Origin of the sequence: Mycobacterium sp. TKK-01-0059, from assembly GCF_000709305.1 — a bacterium.
GTDB classification, from domain to species: Bacteria; Actinomycetota; Actinomycetes; order Mycobacteriales; family Mycobacteriaceae; genus Mycobacterium; species Mycobacterium intracellulare.
The window spans coordinates 372,175-386,859 of sequence record NZ_KL446995.1; the positions used below are offsets into that span (position 1 = coordinate 372,175).

Annotated in this window: 10 protein-coding genes; 1 reads left to right on the forward strand and 9 read right to left on the reverse strand. The window is 66.5% G+C overall.

Translation table 11 applies throughout. From position 1 onward, the window contains the following. Positions 1-130: 130 nt before the first annotated feature. The 9 genes from K883_RS23580 to mutA all read right to left on the reverse strand — a co-directional run bounded on the left by K883_RS23580 (position 131) and on the right by mutA (position 13,720). Entirely contained in the window at positions 131-1,243 is a 1,113-nt protein-coding gene (locus tag K883_RS23580) for an NAD-dependent epimerase/dehydratase family protein (RefSeq protein ID WP_255358961.1), read from the reverse strand. A gap of 173 nt (positions 1,244-1,416) precedes the next feature. Then, the gene (locus tag K883_RS23585) at positions 1,417-2,427 is read right to left on the reverse strand and encodes a sulfotransferase family protein (RefSeq protein WP_036456005.1); all 1,011 of its coding nucleotides are present in this window, start codon (positions 2,425-2,427) and stop codon (positions 1,417-1,419) included. A gap of 308 nt (positions 2,428-2,735) precedes the next feature. Next, complete coding sequence (locus K883_RS23590) at positions 2,736-4,205, reverse strand: IS1634 family transposase (protein WP_014711087.1); 1,470 nt, start codon at positions 4,203-4,205, stop codon at positions 2,736-2,738. Positions 4,206-4,481: 276 nt separating this feature from the next. Beyond that, the gene (locus K883_RS23595) at positions 4,482-5,396 is read right to left on the reverse strand and encodes a sulfotransferase family protein (protein WP_036456006.1); all 915 of its coding nucleotides are present in this window, start codon (positions 5,394-5,396) and stop codon (positions 4,482-4,484) included. Positions 5,397-5,731: 335 nt separating this feature from the next. Continuing rightward, on the reverse strand, positions 5,732-6,895 hold the full coding sequence (locus tag K883_RS23600) for an acyltransferase family protein (RefSeq protein ID WP_051701183.1): 1,164 nt from the start codon (positions 6,893-6,895) through the stop codon (positions 5,732-5,734). Between the two features lie 293 nt (positions 6,896-7,188). Further along, the gene (locus K883_RS23605; RefSeq protein ID WP_036456007.1) at positions 7,189-8,475 is read right to left on the reverse strand and encodes an esterase/beta-lactamase LipL; all 1,287 of its coding nucleotides are present in this window, start codon (positions 8,473-8,475) and stop codon (positions 7,189-7,191) included. Positions 8,476-8,538: 63 nt separating this feature from the next. Further along, complete coding sequence (gene meaB, locus K883_RS23610; RefSeq protein ID WP_036456008.1) at positions 8,539-9,510, reverse strand: methylmalonyl Co-A mutase-associated GTPase MeaB; 972 nt, start codon at positions 9,508-9,510, stop codon at positions 8,539-8,541. Between the two features lie 76 nt (positions 9,511-9,586). Then, entirely contained in the window at positions 9,587-11,836 is a 2,250-nt protein-coding gene (gene scpA, locus K883_RS23615) for a methylmalonyl-CoA mutase (RefSeq protein ID WP_036456011.1), read from the reverse strand. Between the two features lie 6 nt (positions 11,837-11,842). Continuing rightward, entirely contained in the window at positions 11,843-13,720 is a 1,878-nt protein-coding gene (gene mutA, locus K883_RS23620) for a methylmalonyl-CoA mutase small subunit (protein ID WP_036456012.1), read from the reverse strand. Positions 13,721-13,901: 181 nt separating this feature from the next. On the opposite strand from mutA, the gene K883_RS23625 reads away from it, so the two are divergent. Next, on the forward strand, positions 13,902-14,669 hold the full coding sequence (locus tag K883_RS23625; protein ID WP_036456014.1) for a TVP38/TMEM64 family protein: 768 nt from the start codon (positions 13,902-13,904) through the stop codon (positions 14,667-14,669). Positions 14,670-14,685: the final 16 nt, after the last annotated feature.

Below are 14,685 nucleotides of genomic sequence, written 5' to 3' on the forward strand. Positions count from 1 at the left end.
CGCGAATCCAAGCCCTTCGGTTGCGCCCTCGGTGGTGGTGGTGACACCCGGACATCACTTTAACGACCAGACCACCGTCGGGAACGTCTTCTTCCCGCACCCGTCCCGACGCAGTGACACTGCAACCTGGTCACGGGGTCCGGGATGATCTGCCACGGGGAGCACCGGGCCGAGGAACGGACCGGAAGGAGTCCCTGGGCCGCTCGCCGATCCAGTCGAGCAGCGCGCGCAGACCGTCGTCGAGGGTCCACTTCGGGTGCCAGTCGAGTGCGTTGATGGCCGGCTCGATGTCGCAGCTCGCGGCGCGGACGTCGCCGTCGCGGAATTTTCCGACGACGGTCGGTGCGGGTGCGTCACACATGGCGGCTACCTTGTTGGCCAGCTCGTGGATGGTGGTGGCGTGGCCGGACCCGATGTCGAGACAGCGCGGCTGGGTTGCCGGGCGCTCTACCGCCGCGAACAGCGCGTCGACGACGGCGTCGATGTAGACGAAATCGCGCACGATGCGGCCGTCTTCGTAGACCTCCAACGCCAGTCCCTGGCGCGCTAACCGCGCGAACAGGGCGACGATTCCGGTGTACGAGTTGGTCAGCGACTGCCCCGGTCCGTAGACGTTCTGCAAACGCAGCACGCTGAGCTTGGTGTCATGCGCGGACGTCCAGGCGGCCATCAAGTGTTCCTGGGCGAGCTTGGTCGCCGCATAAACGTTGGTGGGTCGCGGTTCGGTTCGGTCGGCGCGGCTCGGCAGCGGCACCGCCTGCTCACCCGCAGGACCCTGCGGATCCCAGGCACCCGCGACGAGTTGCGCGTGGCTGCGGGGTCGCGGGTAGAAGATCTGCGAGCCCGATTGCCACGAGCCCTCGCCGTACACCGCCCTCGATGAGGCCAGGACGAGTTGTTCGGGCACGAGTCCCGAGCGGCTCAGGGCGTCGAGGAGCTGGGTGGTTCCGACGACGTTCACCGAGCCGTGCCGCGTGGCCTCGGACAGCGATTGGGCGGTTCCGGTCTCGGCGGCCAGGTGCACGACCTGCATGGGGCGGAACAGCCGCAGCACCGCGTCGAAGTCGGGCGCGTGGGTGACGTCGCCGGTGAACAAACGCACCGATGGCGGCAGCTCGATCGGCCGATCTCCCCCGTGTACCTGGGGATGCAGCACATCCATCACGGCGACGTCGTATCCGGCTTCCAGGAGACGACGTGCGAGCGCCGACCCGATGAATCCCGCCCCGCCGGTGATGAGCACGGACGCTGACACGAATCGACGCCTCCCGTTTCGGATGCCGAGGAAATATGCGGTCGACGCATTCGCCGAGATCGCGGTCCGGTCGATCATATCGGGCACTTACCGCGAGTATCAGGGGATTCCGCCGAGCAGATCGGCGGCACATCCGGGCCGCACCGAATGTGCGAAAGGCGCTACGCCCACGTCCCCCTGTGCCGGTGGGCCATGGCGAGAATTTCCATCACCGGCCTGGCGATGGCCGGCCGGAAAAGCCGGAACAGCATGCTGTTGGACAAGCCGTGAAAGTCCTCGTACGCCTTACGGAAATCGCGCTCGCTTGCCCGGTAGGCCGCGAAAACGCGGTCCAGCGTTGACATGTCGATGGGGTCGTCCTGCGCGGCCTCGCGAAGCGCTTCGTAGACCGTGGATATCCAATCGGCGCCGAAAAGGTCGTTCACGGCGCCGCAGTGCCGCTGCCGATGCAAACCGGGGGTGAGGAAGCTTTCGATGGCGTCCTCGTCCTGGGCGTGCAATTCGATCGGCAGTTCCGTGGAGATTCGTTTCATTTCCCGACGCCAGTCGTCGAGGAGGTTCGCGTAGTCGACGAACACCCGCGGCACACCGCGTGAACTTCGTTCGGCCAGGATGTTGCATTTCAGCCACAACGCGCTCGCGAGTGCGGGAGACACATGCCAGGACTTCTCGATCGACGAAATCACCTCTTGCGGATGACGTACGGCGATCACCGAGGCGACGTCGAACCCCGCGGTGCGCGCCGCCTCGAACCACAGGTCGGACAGTGTCGTGATGCGGGGTTCTTTGATCACCACGAGCGGCGCCGCCGGCAGGGTGGACAGATACTCGGTGACTTTGGCGACGCAGGCCTTGCTTTCTTTGGTGGGTGAATCGTCATCCAGAAAGCGAAGCGAGGGGTCGTACCAATTGGTCCCCAGACGGCGCAGGATCGTTTCGTTGAGCGAGATGGCCGCTCGCGGTTCCCAATACCCGAGCGGATTGTTGGCGTCGGCGCCCAGCATCGCGGCGGGCAGCGTGCCACCGCACAGCGAGAGCACCCGGGTGAGCGCCGAGGTTCCCGACCGTTGCGGTCCCAGCACGAAAAGGGCGACCGGGCGGTTTCCGGCGCCGAGGGAGCTGGAGGAAGTGGCGGCGTTTTCGACGGGCTTGGTCATTCGGGCCAATCTCATCGCGAATCCAAACCTTTCACTGGTCGTGCAACTGAGCGACTATCGGATTTTGGTTGATATCCAGGGGTTTCCGATCTGGCGTACGCGCGCGTCAACCCGCGCAGCAACCGTTCGGAATCGACACCATCGCGCCCACTACGATGTCGGCGAGCTAAATCCCGGCCCGCTCAACAACTTTGGCAAAGAGGAGACGACCTGCCGCACTCCGCATGCAGAGTCAGGCTTGACGTGCGACCGGCAACTTCTGCCCCCCGTGAGAACCATCTAATTATTGCGCCCGCAAAAGACTATACCCGACTTAGGACAATTTAGTGTGCATGGCTGCCGTTGATCTTGGCGATGGCGTCGCGGAGGTTGTCGGGTAGCGGGTCGACAGCGGTCAGGACTTGCTTGCCTGCTTTGATCTGTACGGTTCGGTAGCGGCGTGCGGTGCGGACGAATTTCTTGATGCTCCAGCCGGTTTGGGTCTCGATGTAGTGGCTGACGGCCAGGGCGGCGAACACGATGGTCAGGTGAGCGTCGATGGATTCGCGCTTGTGGTGGTAGATGGGCCTGGCCTGCAGGTCGTGCTTGGACATCCGGAAGCTCTTCTCGATGCGCCAGAGTTGGTGGTAGGCCCCGATGACGAACTCCGGTGTGTGTTCGACGAGGTTGGTGGTGTAGCCCTTCAGCCCAGCCAGGCTGCGGGCCTTGGTCTCCAACTCTCGGTTGACGCTCTTGGTGGCGCCCGTGAGCTTGATGAATCGGTTGCGTTTGACCGGGGCTCGCCCGTCAACGGCCTTCTCGGCTTTGGTGACCTGCTCGGTGATGCCGCGCAGCGTGCGGCGGGCGCGGTCGTTGCGGTATTGGTAGTAGACGACTCGGTCGGGGATGCCGCGGGTCTTCTCGCTGCTGGTCGCGGGCCAGGGTTGGGTGAAGATCTGCCCATCGTCGATGTCCCGGTCGGGATGTTTGTCGCGCCATTCGCGCACGACATCGGGCACGAACGGGATCTTGATGCCCAGGATGAACGACAACCCCGAGGCTTTCAGCGCGATCTGGTTGGCTTCAGAGATCATGCCGGCATCGGCGACGACGATGACATCGGTGAGGTTGTGGGCGGCCTTGAACGCGTTGATCACTGGCAGCATGGTCGCAGTCTCGGCCTTGTTGCCCTCGAACGCCTCGACGGCCAACGGGAACCCTGACGCGTCGGTGAGCAGCCCGATGGTGATTTGAGGCTCGAGGCGGCGTTCCTTGGAGAATCCCGGTTCGCGGAACCCGTCACCGGTATCGGTTTCGAAGTACAACGTCGAGACGTCGTAGAGCACCAGCGACGTGGGGCCCAGTCCGGCGCGAGCCGCGCACGCCGCTGACAGTGCTTGGCGCACAGCAGGTTTAGCGAAATTCGGCAGTCGACGCGTGACCGTGCGGTAGTCGACGGGTTCGAGGCCGGTCTCGGCGAGCACCCGTAGCGAGTCGGCCTTGCTGGTCGGTTCGATGATGCGGGCCAACACCAGATCGCGGAACACCTCATCGCCGCCGGTTGCCGCGTCGAAACCGAGCACCTGGTAGGCCGCGCACAACGATTCCCACAGCGGGGTCGACTTCGTCGAGACGATCTCCAACGGATCACCATCAATACCGACGGTGGCCAGCCCGAGGTCAAGGGTGGTTTGGCCCTCGGCCAGGCGCTGGCGGGCCGCGGCCTTGAGTGCTTCGACCTCGCCGTCGTCGTGCGCCGAGCCCAAATGCTCGATCTTGCGCGACCCACGCCGGGTCGACCACACGATCTGCACCGCAGTCGCGCCCGAGGCGGTCTTTACGGTGCGCACATAGGCCACCACAGGACCCTAGAGCCCAGGATTTAGTGTGCAGATTTCGACCCGATGCCCAGCGAATCCGCAGGTCAAATCCCTGAAGGACTGGGCAACGCCAGAAAATGTCCTAAGTCGGGCCCCGTGAGAACCATCTAATTATTGCGCCCGCAAAAGACTATAGAAGGCCCAAACGACCTAGGTGTCGTTTTTACGAAACTGTTTTGCTTACTTAACCTTTGGGCGTCGCGCTGAGGACTAGGCCCAGGCTCCCCTGCGCCGGTGCACCATCGCGGCGACCTCGAGGATCCTCTTGACGATAAACGGCCGGAACACCCGACGGAGCATGCTGTTGGTGCGGGCGTGGAAATCCGTGAAGGCCATCCGGAAATCTCGCTCACCAGCCTGATACGACTCGAAAACCCGATCCAGGGTCGCTACGTGCAGGGGGTAGTCCTGCGCGGCTCTGCGCAGCGCCTCGTAGACGGCGGAGATCCAGTCCGCGCCGAAATGGTCCGCCACCGGGCCGCCGTATCGCTGGCGACGAAGTTCGGGGGTGAGAAACTCCTCGATGGCGCTTTCATCGGCGGTGTCCAGATCGATTTCCAGCGTGGCGGCGATGCGCTTGATCTCTCGATGCCAGTCGTCGAGGAGATTGCCGTAGTCGACGAACACGCGCGGGATCCCGCGGGTGTGCCGCTCGGCGAGCAGGTTGTACTTGAGCCACAATGCGCTCGAGAGCTCCGGCGAGGTGTTCACGTACTTCGCCGCCGAGGCGACAACCTCTTGCGGGTGGCGCACCGCGATCACGGCGGCGACGTCGAAGCCGACCTGGCGCGCCGCCTCGAACCACAGGCTGGTCAGCGCCGTGATCCTCGGCTCCTTGATGACCACCAGCGGCGCTGCAGGCAGTGTGCCCAGATACGCCGCGATCTCCGCGATACAGGACGCCTTCTCCTCGGCGCCGAACGCGCACTCCTCCTGTAGGCGCAGCGTCGGGTCGTACCAGTTGCTGTCGTGGCGCCGCAGGATCGTTTCGTTGAGCATGATCGCCGCGCGCGGCTCCCAATAACCGCGCGGGTTGTTTCCGTCGGCGCCGCACATTCCGGCCGGGAGCGTGCTGCCGCACAGCGACAAAACCCGGGTCAGCGCCGAGGTCCCGGACCTCGCCATTCCCAGCACGAACAGCGCAACCGGACGAACAGCGGTTCCGGGATGGGCGGAAGCCTCGGGGAGGTTGGCGGCTTGACTCGTCCGGGTAGCAGCTGTCATCGCGGACCAACACCTCTCAATTGCGCGTCATGCGGCCCCCGGGATCACGGGTCATTATGCATGAGTTTGCAATTTCTGGGGCAAAGTCCAATAACGCGTCCCCGGCAACGCCGCCGCACCCTCAAGAGACCTCTTCAGCAACGTGTATTAGCAGGTGAAGTCCTTCGACCCCACGCCTTTTAATATCTCTAGGTAAAGGTGAGATCGAGGTTATGCAGTGTGAAATCCGAGCAGGTTTAGTCGCCCGCGACGGCGGTGTGCGCGGGCGGTGGCGACTCAGCGGTCACACCGTCCTTTACACGTGCTTTGCGCTTGAAGCGGGATTTGAGCGCAAGGGCACGCTTTTCCACCAGAAACCAGCTCAGTGCGGCCAGCGGCAGGGTCGCGACGCCGGCGAGAACGGTGAACGCGACCGGATGCAAAAAGCCGAGCCCGCAGATCACCAACAGCTGCTGCACGGGCCACGCGTAGATGTACACGCCGTAGGAAAGGTCCGTCCGCAATCTCAAGCGCTGCTGGTGGATCAGCGCTCCGGAAACGACGACAGCATAGGCCAGCGGAATGGCCGCGATTATCCGGTAATTGGGAACGACCAAACCGGCCACCACCACGATGACCGCGCCCACCGCGACGAGTGACCATCGGGCGGGGATCTTGTCCCGGAACTCGTGCAGAAGTGCTCCTGCCGCGAACACAATGGCGAAACGCACGATCATCTGGGGGAAAGTGGGCAGCGTCCCGATCGGGTAAGAAACCAGCGCGGTAGCGACCAGAAAAAAGGCGAATACCGCTGGTGCGGGCCATCGCCGATTGTAGAGTCCAATCACGCCGGCAATGGCGACGGCCACATAGCAAAACAACTCAAATATGAGGGTCCAAAGGACCCCGTCCCACACTCCCGGATACGGGACACTTCTCGGCGTCCCATCGATGCTCTCGTAATATATGTTCAATACGGCGTTGTTCAGCACGTACAAGGCCGGTGACGGAGACAGCAGCAGCTTGGCGGGCGAACCCCCTTGGATCGCCACGGCGATCGGGGCGATGACAAAAGCCACCACGGCCAGGCAGACCCACAGTCCCGGAAAGATGCGAAGAATCCGCGCGACGAAGTACTCGCGCAGCCGCGGGTTGCGCACCCAGCTCGCCGTGATGAGGAATCCCGAGATGGCGAAGAATCCGTCGACCCACACCTGGGTGAGCAGCTGCTCGATCGGCGGGTAGATCTTGCGGCCGGTGAGCGGCCAAGAGTGCTGCAGGATGACACCGGACGCCAGCACCAGTCGCCACGCGTTCAGTGCGTTACTTCGGGTGTCGAATGCCTGGGCGAGCGTCGGACTTGTCGACCATCGCCGCTTGGGCCCGCAACTGGCGCCGGAAACTGTTGGATTTGCGCTCATCTGAACAATCCCCGCCGCCCGACGCCCAGGTACAAATATCGCAGTCCAGTCATCAACACATCCGCAAAGCCTGGATTACCGGCCGACGTCTTCGGGCGACACCGCGGGAATGCGCAAGGACGAACTGACGAGCATCCGCACAGATTACATCGCCCTGACAACTAAGCCGAAGCTAGTCGAACGCCGTCATTCGCATCGGGCGACCGATGTTAAGCGCTCCTGTCAATTTACGCGCCCAGTTATGGCGCTCCGTGCACGCGGACCTGACACCGCCTGCGCGGGCGCCTTCCGCGTCAGCCGGCGACGGCTCCCGGCTCGCAGTACGGCGCCCCGAACTCGGTGACCGATCGGAATCCGCTCTTGCGTGCCTTCTCCGCGGCCCTGCGGATCAGCGCGTAGATCCCGACGAACGCCGCGTGATCGCTCATCACCAGGGGCGTCAGCAGTCGATTGTGCACCAGCGAGAACGCCACCCCCGAGGCGGGGTCGGCCCATCCGACCGAGCCGCCCATCCCGACGTGACCGAAACCGGGCATTACACCGCCGATCGGCAGGCTGTGATAACCCAGGTGGAAAGCCAACGGCACGTAGATGTTTCGGTCCGGCCGCAGGCTGCGCTCACCCGTCAGGCTTGCCGTCAGGTCGCGGGAGAGGAATCGGATGCGGTCGACCTCGCCGCCGTTGGCGATGGCGCCGTACATCCGCGCCAGGCCGCGCGCGGTGGCCACCCCGTTGGCCGCCGGGATCTCGGCGTCGAGCAGCGGGGTGTCGCCCTGGACCGCGGCGACCATGCCCGGGAAATAAATCGCCCGGAACCCGCCGGAGAGTTCGTTGGCGACCTTGCGGGAGACGTAGTTGACGACCGAACTGCCCAGCAGGTTCTGCGGCGCGACGATCTCGGCGACCCGCGTCGGGCACCCGGCCGGCGGCCGGCCCAGGTACAGGCCGTCGACGCCCAGCGGTCCGGCGAGCTCCTCGCGAATCAGCGTGCGCATACCTTTGCCGGTCACCGCCCGGCCCAGACCCGACATTAGCCAGCCGAAGGTCAGCGCGTGGTAGGCAGATTTGCCGAGCAGCCGCCCGGGAGCCGCCGCGGCCAGTCGCTCCTCCATCGCAATGTGATCGAGGAGGTCGTCCTTGGAGGCGCCGCGCAGCCCCGAGAGGCCGGCCTGGTGCCGCATCACCTGCCGCACCGTCATGTCGGCCTTACCGTTGGCGGCGAACTCGGGCCAGTACTCGGCAACCGGCGCGTCGTAGTCGATCAGCCCCCGGTCCGCGAGCCGGTGGATGACGGTCGCGGCCATCCCCTTGGTCGCGGAGAACACCATCGGGGCGGTGTTCTCCGACCACGGCCGCTGGCCGCCACGGTCGGCAAAACCCGTCCAGACGTCCACGACGGGCTGGCCGTCGACATAGACGGCCAACGCCCCGCCACCGAACCGGCGGGCGGGAAACATGCTGGAAAAGCTACGAACGACGCACCCGAAGTGTGAGTCCGCCGCGCCGGACACACGGTGACCTGCGTCAAGGTCATCGTGGACACGGACCGCGCGGCGATTGACTCGGTTATCCACCGTCACACTTTGAATTTACTTGGATTACACAACCGGCAGGAGCGAAACCCCCGATTATTGACCGAACCGTTAACCCGACGCGGCCGTCAATATTTGCTGGGCCGCCAGGGCCGGGGTTAGCTCCCCCGCCTTGACCTTTCGCTCGACGTCGGCCCGGATCTTGCGCACCGCCGGGTTGGACGCCAGCCGGTCCAGCACGGTGTCGCGCACCATCTGCCAGGTCCAGTCGACCAGCTGGCCGCGGCGGCGCGCCTCGAACTCCCCCGCCTCGCTGAGCACCTGACGGTGACGTTCGACGGTGTCCCACAATTCGTCGAGGCCCGTTCCTTCGGCGGCGCTCATCGTGAGAACGGGTGGCCGCCAAAGGGTTTCGCGCGGATAGATCAACCTGATCGCCCCGGACAGCTCGCGCGCGGCGGTCCGCGCCTCCGGAAGGTGGTTCCCGTCGGCCTTGTTCACCACGACGATGTCGGCCAGCTCCAGCACGCCCTTCTTGATGCCCTGCAGCTGGTCGCCGCCGCGCGCCAGGGTCAACAACACGAAGGTGTCGACCATGTTGGCCACGGTCACCTCGGACTGCCCGACGCCGACGGTCTCGATCAGGATCACGTCGAAACCGGCGGCCTCCAACAGCACCGACGTTTCGCGAGTGGCCTTGGCCACCCCGCCCAGGGTCCCCGACGTGGGCGACGGCCGAATGTATGCATCCGGGTGCACGGCCAGGCGCGCCATCCGGGTCTTGTCCCCGAGGATCGAGCCGCCGGTGCGCGTCGACGACGGGTCGACGGCCAACACCGCCACGCGATGGCCCAGCTCGATCAGGTGCATGCCGAGGGCCTCGATGGTGGTGGACTTGCCCACCCCGGGGATCCCGGTGATGCCCACCCGGTGCGCGTTGCCCGCGTCGGGCGTCAGCTCCAGCAGCAGCCGCTGCGCCTTCTCCTGATGGTCTTTGCGGGTGGACTCCAGCAAGGTGATGGCGCGCGGCAGGGCAGCGCGGTCACCGTTGCGGACCGCCTCGGCGAGCTGCTTTGGGTTCATTTCCACACCGCGAGACCGCAACTGGCGACGCATTTCCCGAGTAACCCTGTCGGTAGTTGCCGTCTCGCGCGCATCATTAGAGGTCGTAACCCAGCCGCTCGGCGAGCTTGTGCAGCAAGCCGATTGCGGCGTCGGCGATCACCGTGCCGGGCGGGAAGATGGCGGCGGCCCCGGCCTCGTACAGCTCGTCGAAATCGCCGGGCGGGATGACGCCGCCCACCACCACCATGATGTCGGGGCGCCCCACCTCTTTGAGCGCGTCGCGCAGCGCCGGCACCAGCGTCAGGTGACCGGCGGCCAGCGAGGACACCCCTACCACGTGCACGTCGTTGTCGGCGGCCTGGCGGGCCACCTCCTCGGGCGTGGAGAACAGCGATCCGACGTCGACGTCGAAGCCGATGTCGGCGAACGCCGTCGCGATCACCTTCTGGCCCCGGTCGTGGCCGTCCTGCCCCATCTTGGCCACCAGGATCCTGGGGCGGCGGCCGTCGGCCTCGGCGAACTTCTCGACCAGTTCGGTTGCGCTGGCCATGTTTCCGGCCTTTCCAGCTTCGTCGCGGTAGACGCCGGCGATGGTACGGATCTCCGCCTGGTGACGGCCATAGACCTTCTCCAGCGCGTCGGAGATCTCGCCGACGGTGGCCTTGGCGCGGGCCGCGTCGATGGCCAGCGCCAACAGGTTGTTGCCCAGCCCGTCCTCACCCGCACGACCGTGCGCGGCCGCGGCGCGTGACAACTCGGCGAGCGCGGCGTCGACGGCCTGCTGGTCGCGGCTTTCCCGCAGCTCCTTGAGCTTGGCCAGCTGCTCGGCGCGCACCCGGCTGTTCTCGACCTTGAGGACCTCGACCTCCTGGTCCTCCTCGACCTGGTACTTGTTGATCCCGATCACCGGCTGGATCCCGGAGTCGATGCGGGCCTGCGTGCGCGCGGCCGCCTCCTCGATGCGCAGCTTGGGGATCCCGTCGCTGATGGCCTGGGCCATGCCGCCGTGCTCGGCGACCTCGGCGATGTGGGCGCGGGCCTTCTGCGCGAGCTGATGGGTCAGCCATTCCACGTAATACGAGCCCGCCCACGGGTCGATGGGCCGCGTGGTGCCCGACTCCTGCTGCAGCACCAGCTGGGTGTTGCGGGCGATGCGGGCGGAGAAGTCGGTGGGCAACGCCAGCGCCTCGTCCAGCGCGTTGGTGTGCAGCGACTGGGTGTGCCCCTGGGTGGCGGCCATCGCCTCGATGCAGGTGCGGGCGACGTTGTTGAAGGCGTCCTGCGCGGTCAGCGACCAGCCCGAGGTCTGCGAATGTGTGCGCAGCGACAGCGATTTGGCGCTCTTCGGGTCGAACTGGGAGACCAGCTCGCTCCACAACAGCCGGCCCGCCCGCAGCTTGGCGACCTCCATGAAGAAGTTCATCCCGATGCCCCAGAAGAAGGACAACCGCGGCGCGAACTTGTCGATGTCCAGCTCGGCGTCCAGGCCGGCCTTGATGTAGTCCACCCCGTCGGCCAGGGTGTAGGCCAGCTCCAAATCCGCTGTGGCACCGGCCTCCTGGATGTGGTACCCGGAGATCGAGATGGAGTTGAACTTCGGCATCTTGGCGCTGGTGTAGGCGAAGATGTCGGAGATGATGCGCATCGACGGCTTGGGCGGATAGATGTAGGTGTTGCGCACCATGAACTCTTTGAGGATGTCGTTCTGGATGGTGCCGGCCAGCTTCTCCGGCGGGACACCCTGCTCCTCGGCGGCCACCACGTACAGCGCCAGGATCGGCAGCACCGCGCCGTTCATGGTCATCGACACCGACACCGTCGACAGGTCGATGCCGTCGAACAGCTGCCGCATGTCGAGGATGGAATCGATTGCCACACCGGCCATTCCGACGTCACCCTGCACGCGCGGGTGGTCGGAGTCGTAGCCGCGGTGGGTGGCCAGGTCGAACGCGACCGACAGGCCCTTCTGTCCGGCCGCCAGGTTGCGTCGGTAGAAGGCGTTGGATTCGGCGGCGGTGGAGAACCCGGCGTACTGCCGAATCGTCCACGGCTGGTTGACATACATCGTCGGGTACGGCCCGCGCACGAACGGCGGTTCGCCGGGGAAGCTGTGCAGCGGATAGCCGTCGGCCTCGACCGCGGCGCGGTCGGCGGCGATGTAGACCGGTTTGACGTCGATGTCTTCCGGTGTGTGCCATTGCAGTTGGTCGGGCGTGTACCAGTGCGCGGCCGCGGCCGCGGCGACGTGTTCTTCGACGGCGGCTGCGGTCGCCGGTTTTATGGTCCGTTCGCTGTGCAGCGGCACATCGGCGAAGCTGCCGACAGCAGGTGCAGTGGTCGTCATAACTGGCTACGCCCCCAGCCTCGTGAGCAGATCCGACAGTGCTTCGACCGCATTGATCTTCGCGGTCAGGAATTGGTCCGGTTGGTGCTCGGCGTCGGCCACGGCCTTTTCGGGCCCGGCCAGATACACCCGGTCGATGCCGGCGGCGCGCGCCGCCTGCACGACACCGGACGCCTCGTCCTGGTAGCGCTTGTCGGTGCCGCAGATGACCGCCACCGTCGGCGTCCCCGCGTCGGCCACCGCCGCCGCGACGCCGGCGGCGTCGACGGTTCCGGGGTTGACCGCCTCGATGCCCCCGGCGGCCAACAGGTTCGACGCGAAGGTTGCCCGAATGTTGTTCTCGGCCAACGGGCCCAGCGGCAGCAACAGCGCCTGGGGGCGCGCGCCGGTGCGGGCCACGAAGGCGTCGGAGCGGTCGCGCAGCGCTTCGAACTCCGCGGCGTATCGCACCAGCTTGCCGGCGGCGAGCGGCGAATACGACGAGTCGCTGTGCGGCAGCGGCGGTTCGGTGAGGTTCGGGAACTCGTTGACACCCGTGATCGCCGTGCGGCGGTGCGCGATGTCGTCGCTGCGGCGGGCGGCGATCTCGCCGATCTGGCCGGCGATGAAGTCGACGGCCTCGGTGAATCCGCCGTTCGCCTCGATCCCCTGGAAATGCTGCCAGGCCTGCTCGGCCAGCCGGGCGGTGAGGTCCTCGACGAACCACGACCCGCCGGCCGGGTCCAGCACGCGGCCCACGTGCGACTCCTCGAGCAGCAGCAGCTGGGTGTTGCGCGCGATGCGGCGCGCGAAACTGGTTGCGGTGTCCGGGAATCCGCCGTCGATCGCCACGTCGAACGGGAACACCAGCAGCGAGTCCGCGCCACCGACGCCGGCGCCGAAGGCGGCCAGCGTGCAGCGCAGCATGTTCACCCAGGGGTCGCGCTGGGTCATCATCGGCAGCGAAGTCTCGGCGTGGATGACGGCCGCACCGGCATCCGGCTCGCCGACGACCTCGGCGACCCGCGCCCACAAGTTGCGCGCCGCGCGGAACTTGGCGATCGTCATGAACTGGTCGTCGTCGGCGGCGAACCGGAAGCTGATCTGCCGCAACGCCTGGCCGATCGGCATCCCCGCCTCGGTGAGGATCCGTAGGTAGCTCACCGCGGCCCCGACACCGGCGGCCAGCTCCCATGTCGCGTTGGCGCCGAGATTGTGGAACGCGGGTCCGTCGACGGTGATCGCCCGCACGCCGGTGTGCTCGGCGGCCCGCTTGGCGACGGCGACCACGTCCTCGATCTTCGGGGCGGCACGCTCACTGAGCGCCGCGGTCAGCGGGTCGCCGCCGAGGTCGATCGACACGGTGGCGCGCTGGTCGGGTTCCACCTCTTCGGCCAGCGCCAAGGCCACGTCGCTGGCCGCCGCGTAGTCGGCGCCGGCTTCGAGGATCAGCGGCGCCATGCTCAGGTAGACGCCCTGCAGCGTGTCGGACAGCTGGCCGGGCGCGACGCCGGACTCCCCGATCCGCAGCACCAGGGCGCTGGCCCCGTTGCCGAGCGCGTCGAGGATCGCGGAGTTGACGTCGGCTGCCGCGACGCCGGGCACCGGGGTGGCCGGGAACGCCTCGGCGACCCGCCAGCCGGTCTTGACGTCGCGCAGCGCGTCGCCGCCCCGCACGTAGGGCCACTCGCCCGGCAGCGGCGGTTCGGGCAGCTCGTCGAGCGCGGTGTAGAGCGCGCGAATCGCGATCCCGTCGTACGTCGGGGTCTCCAGCAGCCGCTCCGGCGCGTCCCCCAACTGCTCGGGGTCCTTCCGGGTGCTCTTGGCCAGCACTCCGGCGACCGCACTGCGCCAACGCCCGCGAACCTGTTCTAGGCCGGCGAGCTCGGGTACATCAATGGACACCGATTGCTCCCTTTTCCCAGCATTTGGGCTACAGCTTTGGGGATAACCACTTAGCTACTGAGGCTAATTGATGGGAGCTCTCCGCTAAAAACCGCCAGGTGCCGTCAGCCGAGCAGACTCGGGACGAAACGCCAGCCGCGGGCAACGCCCAATTCATCTGCGCCCCGTAACCTTGGATGCCGTGACGGGTTCCGCCACCAGCAAAATCACCGCGACGCTTCGCGATCTCGGCTACGCGACCGGCGCGGCCGCGCGCAGTGTGTCCCGGTCGCGGATCGTCTGGACAGTGGTGGGCATCACAGCGCTGCTGGTGCTGGCGTCGTGGCTTCCGCTGCCCTCGCCGGTGCAGATGCGTGACTGGGCGCAGTCCCTCGGACCGTGGTTCCCGCTGGCGTTCTTCGTCGCCCACATCGTCGTGACGGTGGTGCCCATCCCGCGGACCGCGTTCACGCTGGCGGCCGGGCTCCTCTTCGGCCCGCTGCTGGGTGTGGCCATCGCGGTGGTCGCCAGCACGGCGAGCGCGATGATCGCCCTGCTGCTGGTCCGCGCGGCCGGGTGGCGATTGAACCGCCTGGTGCGCCACCGATCGATCGACACGGTGGAAGAACGGCTGCGGCGGCGGGGCTGGCTGGCGATCGTGTCGCTGCGATTGATTCCAGCGGTGCCGTTCTCGGCGCTGAACTACGCCGCCGGCGCGTCGAGCGTGCGGGCGCTGCCGTACGGGCTGGCGACGCTGGCCGGCCTGCTGCCCGGCACCACCGCCGTCGTCGTCCTCGGCGACGCGCTGGCCGGTCACCCGAGCTCGCTGCTGTACCTGGTGTCGGCGATCACCAGCGCGCTGGGCCTGGCGGGCTTGATCATCGAGGTCCGCCACTTCCGTCGGCACCACCGCCGGGCGCACCGTCGCGTCGACGACGAACCCTCCCCCGAGCCGGCCACCGTGAGCTGATCCACCAACTCTGTCG